16 protein-coding genes are annotated in these 15,310 nt (G+C 58.9%); 5 read left to right on the top strand and 11 right to left on the bottom strand.

Features of this window, described 5'->3' with window-relative positions; genetic code table 11:
* A partial coding sequence (hrpA, locus tag FT726_RS18965) for an ATP-dependent RNA helicase HrpA (protein ID WP_346303221.1) occupies positions 1 to 1,798 on the bottom strand: 1,798 nt, incomplete at its 3' end.
* Between the two features lie 254 nt (positions 1,799 to 2,052).
* Here hrpA and azoR point away from each other — a divergent pair.
* Entirely contained in the window at positions 2,053 to 2,652 is a 600-nt protein-coding gene (gene azoR, locus FT726_RS18960) for an FMN-dependent NADH-azoreductase (RefSeq protein ID WP_021506120.1), read from the top strand.
* A gap of 78 nt (positions 2,653 to 2,730) precedes the next feature.
* Here azoR and FT726_RS18955 read toward each other — a convergent pair whose 3' ends face one another.
* From FT726_RS18955 to FT726_RS18945, 3 genes are read right to left on the bottom strand one after another with little or no spacing between them, the layout of a single operon-like run.
* Positions 2,731 to 3,051, bottom strand: a complete 321-nt coding sequence (locus tag FT726_RS18955; RefSeq protein WP_346303220.1) for a YdbL family protein — start codon at positions 3,049 to 3,051, stop codon at positions 2,731 to 2,733.
* A gap of 11 nt (positions 3,052 to 3,062) precedes the next feature.
* Positions 3,063 to 3,251: a YnbE family lipoprotein gene (locus FT726_RS18950; protein ID WP_010618431.1), complete on the bottom strand. Its 189-nt coding sequence runs from the start codon at positions 3,249 to 3,251 to the stop codon at positions 3,063 to 3,065.
* The gene (locus tag FT726_RS18945; protein WP_346303219.1) at positions 3,248 to 5,866 is read right to left on the bottom strand and encodes a YdbH family protein; all 2,619 of its coding nucleotides are present in this window, start codon (positions 5,864 to 5,866) and stop codon (positions 3,248 to 3,250) included. Before FT726_RS18945 ends, FT726_RS18950 begins: the two co-directional genes overlap by 4 nt.
* Positions 5,867 to 6,031: 165 nt before the next feature.
* On the opposite strand from FT726_RS18945, the gene FT726_RS18940 reads away from it, so the two are divergent.
* Positions 6,032 to 7,024, top strand: a complete 993-nt coding sequence (locus FT726_RS18940; protein WP_088515817.1) for a 2-hydroxyacid dehydrogenase — start codon at positions 6,032 to 6,034, stop codon at positions 7,022 to 7,024.
* Positions 7,025 to 7,039: 15 nt separating this feature from the next.
* Here the strand turns inward: FT726_RS18940 and FT726_RS18935 are convergent, their stop codons facing one another.
* Complete coding sequence (locus FT726_RS18935; protein ID WP_021506124.1) at positions 7,040 to 7,312, bottom strand: DUF333 domain-containing protein; 273 nt, start codon at positions 7,310 to 7,312, stop codon at positions 7,040 to 7,042.
* Between the two features lie 188 nt (positions 7,313 to 7,500).
* Between FT726_RS18935 and FT726_RS18930 the strand changes: the two genes are divergently transcribed.
* Positions 7,501 to 8,157, top strand: coding sequence for an MgtC/SapB family protein (locus tag FT726_RS18930; RefSeq protein WP_264441287.1), 657 nt, complete (start codon positions 7,501 to 7,503; stop codon positions 8,155 to 8,157).
* A 77-nt stretch (positions 8,158 to 8,234) separates the two neighbouring features.
* Here FT726_RS18930 and FT726_RS18925 read toward each other — a convergent pair whose 3' ends face one another.
* Both FT726_RS18925 and iraP read right to left on the bottom strand, forming a co-directional pair.
* Positions 8,235 to 8,435: a DUF2767 family protein gene (locus FT726_RS18925; protein WP_010618426.1), complete on the bottom strand. Its 201-nt coding sequence runs from the start codon at positions 8,433 to 8,435 to the stop codon at positions 8,235 to 8,237.
* A 146-nt stretch (positions 8,436 to 8,581) separates the two neighbouring features.
* Complete coding sequence (iraP, locus tag FT726_RS18920; protein ID WP_010618425.1) at positions 8,582 to 8,947, bottom strand: anti-adapter protein IraP; 366 nt, start codon at positions 8,945 to 8,947, stop codon at positions 8,582 to 8,584.
* Between the two features lie 325 nt (positions 8,948 to 9,272).
* Between iraP and ttcA the strand changes: the two genes are divergently transcribed.
* Positions 9,273 to 10,208: a tRNA 2-thiocytidine(32) synthetase TtcA gene (ttcA, locus tag FT726_RS18915; protein WP_021506126.1), complete on the top strand. Its 936-nt coding sequence runs from the start codon at positions 9,273 to 9,275 to the stop codon at positions 10,206 to 10,208.
* A 53-nt stretch (positions 10,209 to 10,261) separates the two neighbouring features.
* On the opposite strand, the gene FT726_RS18910 is transcribed toward ttcA, so the two are convergent.
* The 3 genes from FT726_RS18910 to FT726_RS18900 form a co-directional block, all read right to left on the bottom strand.
* A complete protein-coding gene (locus tag FT726_RS18910) occupies positions 10,262 to 10,408 on the bottom strand; it encodes a hypothetical protein (protein WP_021506127.1) in 147 nt (48 codons plus the stop codon).
* 308 nt (positions 10,409 to 10,716) lie between these two features.
* Positions 10,717 to 11,700 carry a zinc transporter ZntB gene (gene zntB, locus FT726_RS18905; protein ID WP_021506128.1) on the bottom strand — a complete coding sequence of 328 codons (984 nt, stop codon included), beginning with the start codon at positions 11,698 to 11,700 and terminating at the stop codon, positions 10,717 to 10,719.
* Positions 11,701 to 11,828: 128 nt separating this feature from the next.
* Positions 11,829 to 13,448 carry an ABC transporter substrate-binding protein gene (locus tag FT726_RS18900; protein ID WP_104092909.1) on the bottom strand — a complete coding sequence of 540 codons (1,620 nt, stop codon included), beginning with the start codon at positions 13,446 to 13,448 and terminating at the stop codon, positions 11,829 to 11,831.
* 187 nt (positions 13,449 to 13,635) lie between these two features.
* Between FT726_RS18900 and mpaA the strand changes: the two genes are divergently transcribed.
* Positions 13,636 to 14,349, top strand: coding sequence for a murein tripeptide amidase MpaA (gene mpaA, locus FT726_RS18895; protein ID WP_141495471.1), 714 nt, complete (start codon positions 13,636 to 13,638; stop codon positions 14,347 to 14,349).
* On the opposite strand, the gene ycjG is transcribed toward mpaA, so the two are convergent.
* The gene (ycjG, locus tag FT726_RS18890) at positions 14,318 to 15,304 is read right to left on the bottom strand and encodes an L-Ala-D/L-Glu epimerase (protein ID WP_021506131.1); all 987 of its coding nucleotides are present in this window, start codon (positions 15,302 to 15,304) and stop codon (positions 14,318 to 14,320) included. The two genes, mpaA and ycjG, sit on opposite strands and share 32 nt — an antisense overlap.
* Positions 15,305 to 15,310: the final 6 nt, after the last annotated feature.

Genomic DNA, 15,310 nt, shown 5'->3' with positions numbered 1-15,310 from the left:
GCTGGGTGTAGATGTCCTGCCATTCGCGCACGCGCAGGTAATTGAGATAATCGCTTTTACACTGGCGGCGGAACTGATTGCCGGACAGCGCTTTCTGCTGTTCCTGCAGGTAGTTCCACAGATTAACAAAAGCGAGAAAGTCTGACTCTTTGTCGGCAAAACGCCGGTGTTTCTCGTCAGATGCCTGCTGTTTCTCCACCGGACGCTCGCGCGGATCCTGAATCGACAGCGCAGCGGCAATAATCATCACTTCGCGCACGCAGCCAAATTTCTGCGCTTCCAGCACCATGCGCGCCAGCCGCGGATCGACCGGCAGCTGCGCCAGGCTGCGCCCGGACGGCGTCAGTTTGTACGCACCTTCCTCGCTCAGGGTGATCGCGCCGAGCTCCTCCAGCAGGCGCACGCCGTCCTGAATATTGCGCTTATCCGGCGCTTCGACGAACGGGAATGCGGCGATGTCGCCCAGTCCAAGCGCCGTCATCTGCAAAATTACCGACGCCAGGTTGGTACGCAGAATTTCCGGGTCAGTAAACGCCGGGCGGCTGAGGAAATCATCCTCTGAATAAAGGCGGATACAGATCCCTTCCGACACGCGGCCGCAGCGCCCTTTGCGCTGGTTAGCCGACGCCTGCGAGATCGGCTCGATCGGCAGACGCTGCACTTTGGTGCGGTAGCTGTAACGGCTGATGCGCGCGGTGCCCGGATCGATGACATATTTAATGCCCGGCACGGTGAGCGAGGTCTCGGCGACGTTGGTCGCCAGCACAATGCGGCGGCCGCTGTGCGCCTGGAACACCCGGTTCTGTTCGGCGTTGGACAGGCGCGCATAGAGCGGCAGAATCTCGGTGTGCGGTAAATCGCGCTTCATCAGCGCATCGGCGGTATCGCGAATTTCGCGCTCGCCGCTCATGAAGATCAGGATATCGCCGCGCCCTTCGCTGCTCAGTTCGTCAACCGCATCGAAAATTGCCTGCAGCTGATCGCGTTCGGTGTCTTCGGCATCTTCTACCACCGGACGATAGCGTACATCGACCGGATACGTGCGGCCCGAAACCTCGATTACCGGGGCATTATTGAAGTGGCGCGAAAAGCGCTGCGGATCGATGGTCGCGGAGGTGATGATCACTTTCAGATCGGGACGACGCGGCAGCAGTTCGCGCAGGTAACCCAGCAGGAAATCGATGTTCAGACTGCGTTCGTGCGCTTCATCAATGATGATGGTGTCATACTGCAGCAGCAGACGATCCTGCTGAATTTCCGCCAGCAAAATACCGTCGGTCATCAGTTTGACCTGAGTGGTTTCGCTGACCTGATCGTTAAACCGCACCTTGTAACCGACGGTGCCGCCGGGCGTGGTTTCCAGCTCTTCGGCAATGCGGTTCGCCACGGTGCGTGCGGCCAGGCGACGCGGCTGCGTATGCCCAATCAGCCCTTTCACACCGCGCCCGAGCGCCAGACAGATCTTTGGCAGCTGGGTGGTTTTACCTGAGCCGGTCTCACCGGCGACAATCACTACCTGATGATCGCGAATCGCGTCGGCGATGTCCTGCTGCTTCTGGCTGACCGGCAGATTGTCCGGAAACGTAATGCGCGGCGTCGCGGCGGCGCGCTGCGCCACGCGCTGTTCTGCCGCGGCAAACACCGGCTCCAGCTCAGCCATAATTTCCTGCTGCGCAGCGGGATTTTTCACCTTTGCCGCCCCGTGCAGACGACGCTGCAGCGCTTTGCGGTCGCGCAGCATCAGGTTATCGAGCCGCGACCAGAGGGGGGCCAGAGGTGACGTAACGGATGATGACATAGTGATGAATTACCTGTTGTTGCAGTGAGCCGGCACTTGCGGCTCGGCGCCGGGCAGAATTTTCCGGCGGATTCAATCGATTAATGCCCGCCATCTTAGCACAGATTGGAACATCTCACCTGACCGGACGTGCCACCTTATTCAATAATTTCGAACATAGGCCTCGAAATATTGCGCTTTTACCTGCCGGACGAACTCCGTAGAGTGTAACGCATTGAGCGGTAAGCCAACCGCGTAACGTACAGGAAAATACCATGAGCAAAGTTTTAGTTCTGAAATCAAGCATCCTTGCCGGTTACTCACAGTCTAACCAGCTGGCAGACTTCTACGCTGATGAAGCCCGCGCCAAAGGCGACGAAGTCACGGTACGCGATCTGGCTGCCCAGCCGATTCCGGTACTGGACGGTGAACTGGTTGGCGCCCTGCGTCCTTCAGACGCGCCGCTGTCGCCACGTCAGCAGGACGCGCTGGCCCTGTCTGATGAACTGATTGCTGAACTGCAGGCGCACGATACCGTGGTTATCGCTGCACCGATGTACAACTTCAACATTCCTACTCAGCTGAAAAACTACTTTGACCTGATTGCCCGTGCCGGCGTCACCTTCCGCTACACCGAAGCAGGCCCGGAAGGTCTGGTGAAAGGCAAACGTGCGGTGATCCTCTCCAGCCGTGGCGGCATTCACAAAGACACCCCGACTGATCTGCTGACCCCGTACGTGAAACTGTTCCTCGGCTTCATCGGCATCACCGACGTTGACTTCGTGTTCGCCGAAGGCATTGCCTACGGTCCGGAAGTGGCAACCAAAGCCGCCAGCGATGCCAAAGACGCCATCAAACAGATTGTTGCTGCGTAATCATCATTAAAACAATGCTATCTGTCTTGCCGGGCCTGAGTGCCCGGCTTTTTTATGCCTGCGCAATCGTGGAAGCAGCTATTTCTGCACCCACTGACCATTTATCCCGCGCACATATTCGCCGCTGCCGGCACGGTTAACCAGCTTCTCGCCGGCGATGCGCGCCACCTCGGCGGTGGTGAGATTGTTCTGCTGCGCCACGCGCTGATACTGCTGGCTGCGGCCGTCATTGATGCGCTTAACCAGCGCCTGCGTCTCGTCATCCTGCTGACGAGCGGCGATGTAACCGCTCAGCGTTTCGCCCACGCGCCCCTGCTGGCGCGCCTGATCCAGCGTCAGCGCCCAGGCCGACGGCACCAGCAAAAGCGCCAGCAACAGCGCTATCCCCTTGCGTTTCATCGGGCCTCTCCTCAAAACAGTCCGCTCTGATTCTTCAGCAGCGCTTCGACGTCTTTATCCACCTTGATGTGGATTTCATGTTCGATTTTTACGTTCATGTTGATGGTGATTGGCTCTTTGGGTGCGGCGACTTCGATGCGCGGCACACAGCCCAGCAGCGGCAGTCCCGCTGTCAGCACCAGTAATGCCCTCAGGCTCATGGTTTCGGGTCCTTGTTGGATGGCAGGGTGGCGTTTTGCTCCACCCAGGATTGCAAATTATCGCCAAAGCGCAGGCTGCGCCACAGCTGGAACAGGTTTTCCTGATGACGGTAATTAAGATTGACGGACTGGCGGCGGTTACTGAACTGGCTGGTGCCTTTCACCTCGCTTTGCAGAATCAGGTTACCGAAGTTATCCAGATCCAGCGTCGCCCACGAACGGGCAATCTCCATGTAGCGCAGCCAGTCCATCGCCGCCCCGGCGGCCACGTTATTGCTGACAATCGCATCCGCCATGTCTTTGTCCATGCGGAACGTCAGCGGGCCGCTGTTGGCGATCCAGCCCTTTTCAATCAGCCAGTGCGGATTGTTCACCCACAGCGGCAATTCGCCATTCACTTTACCGGACATGGCAAATTGCTTCGGCTTGAGCGCCGTCACCAGCCGGCTGAGATCAATGTCACGCAGCGAAATCCGCGCCGGCTGATGCTGCGGTAAACGCAATGCTGGCATGCTGACGTGCCCGCCGAGCAGATCGAGATTGACGTTGCTGAGCGTCAGCGGCTGGCGCTCCTGCCACGGATAGTGGCCCTGCAGATCCGCGGTAATGTTCTGCAGCGCAAACTGGTTTTTCACTTCGGCGATGCGCAGCGACACCGGCCCGCGGCGCCCCAGCTGCCACTGATGATCTTTCAGGCGGAACGGCAGGATAAAATCGATGCCGTTGATTTCGCTGTCCGGCATCCATACGCTGCCCTGTTTCACCGCCCAGAAACCACCCGCCTCAAACCCCTGGCCGCTGGCGGCGGAAAAGGCCATCTGCGCGCGCAGCTCGCCAGACTGGATACGCATCTTCAGATCGCTGCTCAGCAGCGGCTGAAATACGCTGAGCGACTGTGCCGGCCACCAGGCTTCGCCGCGCAGCCGCTCGCCGTCCCAGCGGCCATGCACGCGCAGCGGTCCGATGTCTTCCGCGGTGAGCTGACCGCGCCACAGAAAATGCCCCGGGTCGCGCCCTTTGGCATCGAAACGCAGTTCGGACGGCGGCAGCCAGCCACCGTATCTAAAGCGGGTCTGGCCGGAACGCAGCGCAAACCCGCCGTTAAACGCCGGCTGTGCCACATCGCGCTGCCAGCGCACCGGCGCGGTCAGCGTCAGGCGCGGCTTATCCACCTGCACCATGCCGTACGCCAGCTGATCGAACCCGGTGTTCAGCGTATCGAGGCTGATCAGGGTGTCTTGCCAGCTGCCGGTGCCCTTTACATCCCATTTGGCGCTAAGCGGCGCCATCACGCCTTCGCCCCAGTAACGCCAGTTCCAGCGTCCGCTGTCTGGCCAGAAGTCGCTGGCACGCCCGTCGAGGTGCAGCCTGAAGCGGCCGAAACTGGGGTCGTGCGCGTTGAGAATCGCCTGTAACCGGCCGTTGATGCCGCGCGAGGCCACGCTGACGCCGGCCAGCGGCCAGCGCGCTTCATCCACTTCCAGCGTCGAGAGTAAGCGTCCGCGCAGGCGCAGCAGTGCGCCCGGCTGCAGGCTGAGCTGCGGATCGCTGAGCATGCCATGTAATTGTCCGGGAATGGTGCCGTACAGCTGCAGGTCGGCAAACTTGCTTTCGCCGGTTAACTGGAACGGCAGTGCGCTGTCAGTCAGGCTCAGCTTGCCCGGCCCAACGCTCAGTACCAGGTTGCCTTTCCCGCCGCGTCCGGCGGTCAGTAAATTGAAGCGGCCGCGGATCTGCGTCTGTTCCAGCCCCTGCTGCCAGTCATCCAGCGTTAGCGCCACGCCGCCCGACAGCGGCTGCGACCCGAATGGCCAGCGCCAGTGACCGGCAGTGATGCGGATTTGCTGCGCATCGACCTGCCACGGCAGCTGTAACAACGGCTGTGGTTCCTGTTGCTGGCGCACCACCAGTTCGCCCTGCTGCTGCTGCCAGTTAAGCGTCAGCGCCAGCGGCTGCGCCCACAGCGTCAGGTTAAGCGCACCGCTGAGCTCACCCGCCACCGGCAGGCCATCGGCAAACATTGGCAGCGTCAGATTGCCATGCAGTTCGACCGGTTGCGGCAGTATGGGATGGCTGAGCTGCAGCTGATCAATGTGCAGCTGCTGCCCCTGCAGGCGCGCGGCGACGCGCAGGTTGTCGCCCTGATAACGCAGCTGCTGAAGGTCCTTGTCTAAGGTCAGATCGAAGCGGCCCGCATATTGCTGCCATGGCAAAATACTGAGCTGTTGCAGATGGATATCCGCGCCGGGCAGCATCTGCTGCCACTCTGCGAGGCTGCGCGGCGCATCGCGCGTGGCACTGTGCGGCAGCGCCTGCAGACAATCGCTGTTGAGCGCCACCTCGCGCGCATCAAGCTGCCAGCGCTGTTGCGTCCGGCCAAGCCCCACGTCGGCGACCTGCGCCAGCAGGCAGTCACCGGCCAGATAGCGCACATCAGGAAACACCAGCCGGCCCTGCCGCCAGTGCGGCGCGCCGTGTAGCTCGACGCGGGTATTTTCCGGCAGCCAGATACCTGCCAGCCGCGGCAGCCAGTGCGTCAGCGTCAGCAGCAATCCCAGCAGCAGCAGTATCAGCGCCAGTAGCGCAGCAAGTAGTCGACGGAGGCCCCGCGTCATGGCTGTTAACGTTCCTGTTCTTTACCCAATCCTGACAGAGATGATGGCATGTTACGCCCGGCAAATGAAGGCGTTACCGCTTTAGTCTGGCTGAAGAACAGCAAAATGACGCGGAAAACGTTATCCTGATGTGATACCGACGTAACATTTTTCAGGAGCGAAACAATGAAAGTTGCGGTTTACAGCACTAAGCATTACGACCAGAAATACCTCGAGCACGTTAACGAAGGCTACGGATTTGAGCTGCAGTTTTTTGACTTCCTGCTGAGCGAAACCACGGCGAAAAACGCCGCTGGCTGTGATGCGGTCTGTATCTTCGTTAACGATGACGGGAGCAAAGCGGTGCTGGCGGAGCTGGCGGCGCTGGGCGTGAAATATATCGCGCTGCGCTGTGCTGGTTTCAACAACGTCGACCTCGACGCCGCAGCCGCGCTGGGGCTGCAGGTGGTGCGCGTGCCCGCCTACTCGCCGGAAGCGGTAGCGGAACACGCGGTAGGTCTGATGATGACGCTCAACCGCCGCATTCACCGCGCTTACCAGCGCACGCGCGATGCCAACTTCTCGCTGGACGGCCTGACAGGTTTCAACATGCATAACAAAACCGCTGGCGTGGTCGGCACCGGCAAGATTGGTGTGGCGACGATGCGCATCCTGAAAGGTTTTGGCATGCGTCTGCTGGCGTACGATCCGTATCCCAGTGACGCCGCGCTGGCGCTCGGGGCGGAGTATGTTGATTTGAAAACGCTGCTGGCGGAGTCCGATGTCATCACCCTGCACTGTCCGCTGACGCCGGAAAACCATCATCTGCTCAACGCACAGGCGTTCAGCCAGATGAAAGATGGCGTGATGATTATCAATACCAGCCGCGGTGGGCTGATTGATTCACAGGCGGCGATTGAGGCGCTGAAACAGCAGAAAATCGGCTCGCTCGGCATGGACGTGTATGAGAACGAACGCGACCTGTTTTTTGAAGACAAGTCGAATGACGTGATTCAGGACGACGTGTTCCGCCGCCTGTCGGCCTGTCACAACGTGTTATTTACCGGCCATCAGGCCTTTCTCACCGCCGAAGCGCTGACGGCGATTTCAGAAACCACGCTCAGCAATTTACAGCAGCTGGCGCGCGGGGAAACCTGTTCAAATCAGGTTAAGGCGTAACGTTCTGCGCCTGCGTTAGCGGGCGCAGGCACCGCCAATCAGCGCCTGTTCGTCGCAGCGACGACCGTTAGCCAGCTGACACATCCCGATGCGTGAACCGTCTAACTGACGCGAGAACGCCAGCGTGCCACCTGCGCTGTTGCAGTTGGCTTCTGCCATGGACGACATCACGACGTGCGGCTGCACGTGCGCGGCGGTGGCCTGTTGCGGCGGTTCATTGTCGCTGTTGCTGCTGCAGGCAGAGAGTAACAGCGCTGCGCCGGCCAGCAGTAAAGTTGCGGCTTTCATCGGTCGGGCTCCGGGAGTGTGAGCGGAAAAGTCGCACCAGCATATGTCAGCAGCGGTGCGCGATCGATAGGCGACACAGCTTTTTACAAAATTTAATATCGCCATTGGCAAGCAGAATTATCCTGATTGCAGCGTTTTGCCTCTTTCTCTGCCTGTTCATACGCAACATCAATCAATAAGGAGGAAGGATGTTAGCCGACATGCTCATCCGCATCGCGTTAGCCGGAATACTGGGCGGACTGATTGGCCTGGAGCGCCAGATGCGCGCTAAAGAAGCCGGCCTGCGCACCCACATTCTGGTCGGTATTGGCAGCGCCATGTTCATGCTGGTGTCAAAATATGGCTTTGCCGATATGCTGACTAACGAACATGTGGCGCTGGATCCCAGCCGTATTGCGGCGCAGGTGGTCAGCGGCATGGGCTTCCTTGGCGCTGGCACCATCATCATTCAAAAGCAGATTGTGAAAGGCCTGACAACCGCCGCCGGCCTGTGGGTGACCGCCGCGATTGGCCTGGTGATCGGTAGCGGTATGTACGAAATCGGTATTTACGGTACGGTGCTGGCGCTGGTGGTGCTGGAAACGTTCCGCCGTATCAGCCACTGGCTGATTGGCCGCCATCACACCCTTATCGTCCATCTCAAAGCCAAAAGCGTACCGCTGGTGTTGCTGGTACTGCAGCGCGAAAATTTGCGCTATGGCCACATCGCTGTAGTCAATCGTAACGAAGAGAGCGGCCTGTGCGAGCTGAGCGTTGAGGTGACGTTGTCACGCAGATTTCCTATGCACAGCATTTATGACAAAGTGATGGAAATCAAAGGAGTGCAGTCGCTGGAAATGGTTTGACTGCGCTGCCGCTGGCGGGTTAATCGCTGCGGTGGAGGGGAGATAAAAAGCCCGGCACTGAAGGCCGGGCGGCTGGGTTAGCAGGGTTTGAGTTGTCCAATCGCCATTTCAACGGCGCGATTGGGCGCGCCGGTTAATTCCCGATAGCGCAGTTGCAGGTTCCGCAACTCGCTGGCCAGCACCTCTTTTTCGGTAGCGGCACCGCGCTGCGCCAGTTCCAGATAGCATTGCCCCACCAGCCGGCACGCCTCCTCAAACACCATATCGTACGTTTGCATTATTCCTCTCCTCACCTTTAAAAACTAAAAAAAGCGCTGAATCCATCCTGTCAGCGCAGTGAGAAGAAATCTTTACCCAGATCAATAAATATGCAGTTACCGCTGGCAAAATGTGCGCAATGGTAGCCGACTGCGGCGCTGCGTGATTAAGACGGATCCTTTTTGTCGTCATCGCTGGCGCTGCTCACACCGGTAATACCTTCCAGCGCCTGCTGGTTGATGACATCATCGGCGCTGTCAACCGCGCGCGAAATCGTCAACAGATCCTGGAACTCGCTCAGCAGAATAGCGGCGTCCGACTTAAGCATATCGTCAGCCTCGGCTGACTCAATCACCATGTTGATGGCTTTGTTGGCGCTTTCAATAACTTCAGTGACACCGCCTTTCTTACTGACGGCCAGTACCAGCGCACCGATCAGCAGCGACTGGGCCTCAACGCGCGCGGTCAACTGCTTGGTGGTGGCATCAATTTGTGAAATCTTCGCCAGCATGCTTAACACAACATTTTTCATCGCTTATTCCTCCCTGGGGAAGCAGGCAGTGTACCGCTTGCCAAATCCGCGACAAACTAAAAATTGTGAATAGCGCAACAGGTCTCTGACCGCGATCGCGCGGCGCACAGAGCGCATCACCGGCAAACCCATAAATCGTGCTGGAATTTGGCGCTGTAATCCGTACCATACGCCACAGACTTTTCCTGCTGACTGCGGTCAGCCGGCACCCATAAAGGCCAGCGCAGCGACCCGCAGCGTACGCGGACACGGTTAATGCAGGCCTGACCAGGGCCGCATTAACGCGACATCCGCAGCTGACCAGCGATCACCGAGACCGAAATTCATGTCTGAACATCAAGAAGTTAATAAAAAAGAGCAGTACAACCTGAACAAACTGCAGAAGCGCCTGCGCCGTAACGTCGGTGAAGCGATTGCGGATTTCAACATGATTGAGGAAGGCGATCGCATCATGGTGTGCCTGTCCGGCGGTAAAGACAGCTACACCATGCTGGAAATTCTGCGTAACCTGCAGCAGAGCGCGCCGGTCAACTTTTCGCTGGTGGCGGTGAATCTTGACCAGAAACAGCCGGGATTCCCGGCACACGTGCTGCCGGCTTACCTCGACACGCTGGGTGTGGAGTATCAGATCGTCAACGAAGACACTTACTCCATCGTTAAAGAAAAAATTCCGGAAGGCAAAACCACCTGCTCGCTCTGTTCACGCCTGCGTCGCGGTATTCTTTACCGTACCGCCACTGAACTGGGCTGCACCAAGATTGCCTTAGGTCACCACCGCGATGACATCCTGCAGACGCTGTTCCTCAACATGTTTTACGGCGGCAAGATGAAAGGCATGCCGCCAAAACTGATGAGCGACGACGGTAAACATATCGTGATTCGCCCGCTGGCCTACTGCCGCGAAAAAGATATCGTACGGTTTGCCGAAGCGCGCCAGTACCCTATCATTCCGTGCAACCTGTGTGGTTCACAGCCGAACCTGCAGCGCCAGGTGGTTGCCGATATGCTGCGTGACTGGGACAAGCGCTATCCGGGCCGCATTGAAACCATGTTCAGCGCCATGCAGAACATCGTGCCATCACATATGGCTGATATTAATCTGTTTGATTTTAAAGGCATTAAGCATGGTGATGCGGTGGTTGACGGCGGGGACATTGGTTTCGATCGCGAATCGCTGCCAGCGCAGCCGGTCGGCTGGCAGGCTGACGAGGATGATCAGCCGGACCTGAGCGCTCGCCTCGACGTGCTGGAAATTAAATAACGCGGTGACTTTGCAGCATGAAGGCGCGTCGCTCCGGCAACGCGCCTTTTTTATTAGCGGTGCGGTGGAGGATCGCTAATCGGCGGAAATTCAGGATCGTGCGGCGGCTCAGGCTCGGGAATGGGCTGCGGTTGCGGCACGGGTTCGGGAATCGGTGGCGGATCGGTCGGGATAGGTTCGCTGGCGTGAATCATGCGCATGCCGTTCTCCTGTTCGCTGAATGTCTGTTAAGCATAGGAAAGGATGCGGCAGCAAGCCAAACGGCAAAAAAAAAGCCGGCGGATAAGCCGGCGTCGTACGAATCAAATGTGCTATGCAGTAATTCAAAAAAAGGAAGTAAGACAATATGGAGCGCAACGCCCATCGCTTGACGTTGCATTCACCTGCGGGAGAGAGTTTGCCCCGGTTGGGCTATGCGCTTATTGATGTCGATCAGGTTTTTTCCGCTTTTCTCCCCTGCACCGCCACAATTACCCGTTCATGACCTGCTGATAACCCCGTAGTAACATCACAGCCAGTTGCGGCGTTTCAGCCACAGCGCGACCCCCAGCACCATCACCAGTAACAACCCGCAGAACATGGTAAAGCCGTGCGGCCAGCTGCCACCGGGAATGCCACCGAGATTGACGCCAAACAGCCCGGTGAGAAACGTGGCAGGCAGGAAAATCATCGCCATCAGCGACATGGTGTAAGTGCGCCGGTTCATGGATTCCGCCAGCAGCGAGGCCACTTCATCCGCCAGAATACCGGTACGCGCCACACCCGCATTGAGGTCATCCAGCCCGCGCCCCAGTCGGTCCGCGACATCCTGCATGCGGCGGCGATCGTCATCGCTCATCCACGGCAGTTTCTCGCTTGCCAGCCGCGCATAGACATCACGCTGCGGCGCCATATAGCGGCGCATCACGATCAGCTGTTTACGCAGCAGCGCCAGCTCACCGCGCGCCGGGACCTGCTGGTCCATCAGCGCATCTTCCAGCGCGATAATTTTATCGTGCATCTCTTCAATGAATTCGCTGGCGTGATCGGTGAGCGCATCGCAGACGTCCACCAGCCAGCTGCCGCCGTCCACCGGGCCGTTGCCATTTTGCAGATCGGTCAGCACTTCATCGATGGCATACACTTTGCGACGGCGGGTAGAAACAATCAGCTTGTCATTGATAAATACCCGCATCGCCACCAGCTGGTCCGGGCGCGAATCGGCGTTATGATTCACGCTGCGCAGCACGATCATAAAGCCGTCACCGAGACGCGTCACGCGCGGTCGCATGCTGTCACCGGCCAGCGCATCCCGCACCGCATCTGGGATCAGCGGCGTGTGCTGCAACCAGTCGGCGCTTTGCCGCTGGGTATAGTTCAGGTGTAGCCAGCAGTGACGCTCGCAGTTGATGACATCTTTATCTTCAATGGCGATAACGCCACCCTTGCCGTCGAACTGGCAGGCGACAATCGCATCCGACACCTGCAGCGCTTTTCCTTCAATGACGTTCACGTACTCGCCTCACTAGCAAAAACAATACGATACAGTCTAGCGCGGCGCGGGACAGTTGCAATTACCAGGGTGTGAGTAAAAATGACAGCGCAACCGGGTCGTTCACCGCCCTCCGTGGCGGTTCAGCGTCAGTGCTTTTCAATCCACAATTCCCGGCTGTAGGCAACGTCTTCCGGATTAGTGATGGGATAGCCCTTGACCCACGGCTTGATCAGCCGCCCGTTGGTGTACTGGTAGATCGGTGCAATCGGCGCCTGGTCAGCGATGATCTGCTCGGCTTTGTTGTAATCGGCATTGCGCGCCGCCACGCTGGTTTCATTGCTGGCCTTACTCAACACCGCATCATATTCCGCGTTGCTGAAGCGGGAAATATTGCCGCTGTGGCTGGCGGTCAGCAGGCTGAGGAAGGTCGATGGCTCATTGTAATCGCCCACCCAGGAAGCGCGAATCACATCGAAATTACCGCTGTTGCGGCTGTCGATATAGGTTTTCCACTCCTGGTTCTGCAATGTCACGTCAACGCCGAGATTCTTTTTCCACATCGAGGCCACCGCAATCGCAATCTTCTGGTGACTTTCAGAGGTGTTATACAGCAGCGTCAGGTGCAGCGGTTTAGCCGGGCCGTAACCGGCGGCGGTCAGCAGGGCTTTGGCCTGCGCATTCAGTTCCTGCTGGCTGTGCTGCTGCAGATAGCTCTGCTGCGGCGTAAAGCCGGCGGTGACGTCCGGTGTGAAGTGCCAGGCCGGTTTCTCGCCGGTGCCCAGCACTTTTTCCGCGATAATGCGGCGGTCAATGCTCCATGACAGCGCCTTACGCACCCGCACATCCGCCGTCGGCCCTTTCTGGGTATTAAACGCGTAATAGTAGGTGCCAAGCTGATCCGGCGTATACACCTGCCCCGGCAACTCTTTTTTCAGCAGGCCGTACATATTTTTCGGGAAGGATTCCGTGATATCGATATCCCCGGCGCGGTAACGCTTAGTGGCGCTGGATTCTTCATTGATGGGAATAAAGGTCACTTTCGTCAGCACCGAATGGACGTTATCCCAGTAGTGCGGGTTGCGCACCAGCACAATCTTTTCGTTAACTACGCGCTCCTGCAATTGATAAGCGCCGTTGCCCACCAGTTTACCCGGCGCAGTCCAGCCATCGCCGTTTTGCGCGATGACCTTTTGCGGCACCGGGAACATCGCCACGTTAGCCACCATGCTGGGGAACCACGGTAGCGGACGTGACAACGTCACCTTCAGGTGCGTTTCATCGGTCGCCACCACGCCCAGTTTGTCCGGGCTCATCTGACCTTTGGTGATGGCTTCAGCATTCTCAATGCCGCTCAGCGCGGCAAACCAGGCGAAAGGCGAGCTATTTTTGGGATCGACCAGGCGTTGCCAGCTGTAGACAAAATCCTGTGCGGTCACCGGTTCACCGCTGGACCAGCGCGCATCTTTGCGCAGCGTAAACAGCCAGGTTTTATTGTCATTGCTGCTCCAGCTCTGCGCAACGCCCGGCACGATTTTGCCCTGCGCATCCTGGTTGGTCAGTCCTTCAAACAGATCGCGCAGCACCTGAATCTCCGGCAGACCGACCGCTTTGAGCGGATCAAGCGAGGCCGGTTCATCTTTGATATGGCGGACGATTTCCTGGCTGCTGGCCAGTTGCGCGCCGGCTGGCACACTGGCGGCATAGGCGGATGAGAGAGCGCTGCTGATGATGAGCGCGGCCAGCGTGGTGCGGAAAGTTAGTTTCATCACGACTCCTTGACCCGAAAAAGGGCGACGGCCAAACCAATGCGTCGCCAGCAACTTTTCGCACTTTATCGCAAATCGCTGATTGATAAATAGCTATTTCCCCGTCTGCTGTTTACCGTTATGTTGAGGCTGGATTGCAGCTCACAATTTTTGCGGCTGAACGCGATGCATGACAGAGAGGAAGGTTATGTCGACACACCACCCGCGCCCGCTGCGCGGTAAGCTGGACGCCGTCTGGCAACAGTATGGACATTCGGTGCTGGGTGCGCCGCTGCTGTGGTTTCCGGCACCGGCGGCTGACGAGGACAGCGGACTGATTATTGCCGGCACCCACGGCGATGAAAACGCGGCGGTGGCCACGCTCTCTGCCGCCATGCGCACGCTGCCGGACACGCTGCGGCGTCATCATGTGATTCTGGCGGTCAATCCGGATGGCTGCCAGCTCGGGCTGCGCGCCAATGTCAACGGTGTTGATCTCAACCGCAACTTCCCTGCCGCCAACTGGCAAGCGGGCGATACCGTCTATCGCTGGAACAGCATGGCCGACGCGCGCGATGTGCTGCTCTCAACCGGAAACGCACCAGCGTCAGAGCCGGAAACCGCCGCACTGTGCCAGCTGATTCATCGTATCCGGCCGCGCTGGGTCGTCTCCTGGCACGAACCGCTGGCCTGTATTGACGATCCGCACCATAGCCCGCTGGCCAGCTGGCTGGCGGAACAAACCGGTCTGCCGGTGGTGAGCAGCGTCGGCTACGCCACGCCGGGCTCGTTTGGCAGCTGGTGCGCCGATCTCAGTCTGCCCTGCATTACCGCCGAAATGCCGGCCATCTCGGTGGACGAAGCCACCGAGGTGTATCTCGATGCGATGATCAACCTGCTGCGCTGGCAGCCGTCGTCTTAAGCACGCCATGCGAGAAGTGCAGCGACGGTTCCACATCGGCCGCCAGCCACGTCGGACCGTCGAGGTCAGCAAACGTGGCCTGCGGCGTTAACGGTAGCGCGGCGCGAATGGCGCGCGAAGTACATAACATACAGCCCAGCATGATGGCAAATCCCTGCGCGCGCGCGGCCGTGGCCAGCGCCAGCGCTTCGGTCAGCCCACCGGTTTTATCCAGTTTGATATTCACCATGTCATAGCGCCCGTGCAGGGCTGCCAGACTGTCGCGCGTGTGGCAGCTCTCATCCGCACAGATCGGCAGCGGATGGATAAAATGGGCCAGCGCCGCATCCTGCGCGGCAGGCAGCGGCTGCTCCAGCATCGCCACCTGTAAATCCGCCAGCAGCTGGCAGCGTGCCGCCAGCCCTTCTGCCTGCCAGGACTCATTGGCATCGACGATCAGCGTGGCGTCCGGCACCGCACTGCGAATCGCCACCAGCCGTTCGCTGATCAGATGGTTATCCAGCTTAATTTTCAGCAGGCGCGCGCCGTGCTGCCACAGCGCCAGCGCGCTGCTGGCCATCGCTTCTGGCGTATCAATGCTGACGGTATGCGCCGTGACGATCTCCTGTGCCGGCACCGCCTCACACAGCGCCGCCAGGCTGGTGCGCTGCTGCTGGCGCTCCAGATCCCACAGCGCGCAATCAATCGCGTTGCGCGCGGCACCGGCCGGCAACGCCTGTTGCAGCGCCGCACGCGTCATGCCGTTTTGTAACGCACCGAGCTGTGAAGCAATCTGCTGCAGCACCGAAGCCTCACTTTCGCCATAGCGCGCATAGGGCGTGGCCTCGCCAATCCCTTTGAGGCCATCCTGCTCAATCTCCACCACCACCACGTGCGCCTCGGTGCGGCTGCCGCGCGAAATCACAAACGGCGAGTGCAGCGGCCAGGCTTCCGGATAACTTTTCACTGTTCTCATACTGAC

It is taken from the genome of Pantoea sp. Morm (assembly GCF_016643525.1).
Taxonomy (GTDB): domain Bacteria; phylum Pseudomonadota; class Gammaproteobacteria; order Enterobacterales; family Enterobacteriaceae; genus Pantoea; species Pantoea dispersa.
The sequence above is the reverse complement of the archived record's forward strand: the minus strand, read 5'-3'. Positions and strand labels throughout refer to the sequence as shown.

Coding starts and splice junctions, on each gene's coding strand:
- mpaA (WP_141495471.1), top strand. CDS start 13,636: ATGTCGACACACCACCCGCGCCCGCTGCGCGGTAAGCTGGACGCCGTC.
- FT726_RS18945 (WP_346303219.1), bottom strand. CDS start 5,866: ATGACGCGGGGCCTCCGTCGACTACTTGCTGCGCTACTGGCGCTGATA.
- azoR (WP_021506120.1), top strand. CDS start 2,053: ATGAGCAAAGTTTTAGTTCTGAAATCAAGCATCCTTGCCGGTTACTCA.
- FT726_RS18955 (WP_346303220.1), bottom strand. CDS start 3,051: ATGAAACGCAAGGGGATAGCGCTGTTGCTGGCGCTTTTGCTGGTGCCG.
- FT726_RS18900 (WP_104092909.1), bottom strand. CDS start 13,448: ATGAAACTAACTTTCCGCACCACGCTGGCCGCGCTCATCATCAGCAGC.
- FT726_RS18940 (WP_088515817.1), top strand. CDS start 6,032: ATGAAAGTTGCGGTTTACAGCACTAAGCATTACGACCAGAAATACCTC.
- FT726_RS18925 (WP_010618426.1), bottom strand. CDS start 8,435: ATGCAAACGTACGATATGGTGTTTGAGGAGGCGTGCCGGCTGGTGGGG.
- FT726_RS18935 (WP_021506124.1), bottom strand. CDS start 7,312: ATGAAAGCCGCAACTTTACTGCTGGCCGGCGCAGCGCTGTTACTCTCT.
- ycjG (WP_021506131.1), bottom strand. CDS start 15,304: ATGAGAACAGTGAAAAGTTATCCGGAAGCCTGGCCGCTGCACTCGCCG.
- FT726_RS18910 (WP_021506127.1), bottom strand. CDS start 10,408: ATGCGCATGATTCACGCCAGCGAACCTATCCCGACCGATCCGCCACCG.
- ttcA (WP_021506126.1), top strand. CDS start 9,273: ATGTCTGAACATCAAGAAGTTAATAAAAAAGAGCAGTACAACCTGAAC.
- FT726_RS18950 (WP_010618431.1), bottom strand. CDS start 3,251: ATGAGCCTGAGGGCATTACTGGTGCTGACAGCGGGACTGCCGCTGCTG.
- FT726_RS18930 (WP_264441287.1), top strand. CDS start 7,501: ATGTTAGCCGACATGCTCATCCGCATCGCGTTAGCCGGAATACTGGGC.
- iraP (WP_010618425.1), bottom strand. CDS start 8,947: ATGAAAAATGTTGTGTTAAGCATGCTGGCGAAGATTTCACAAATTGAT.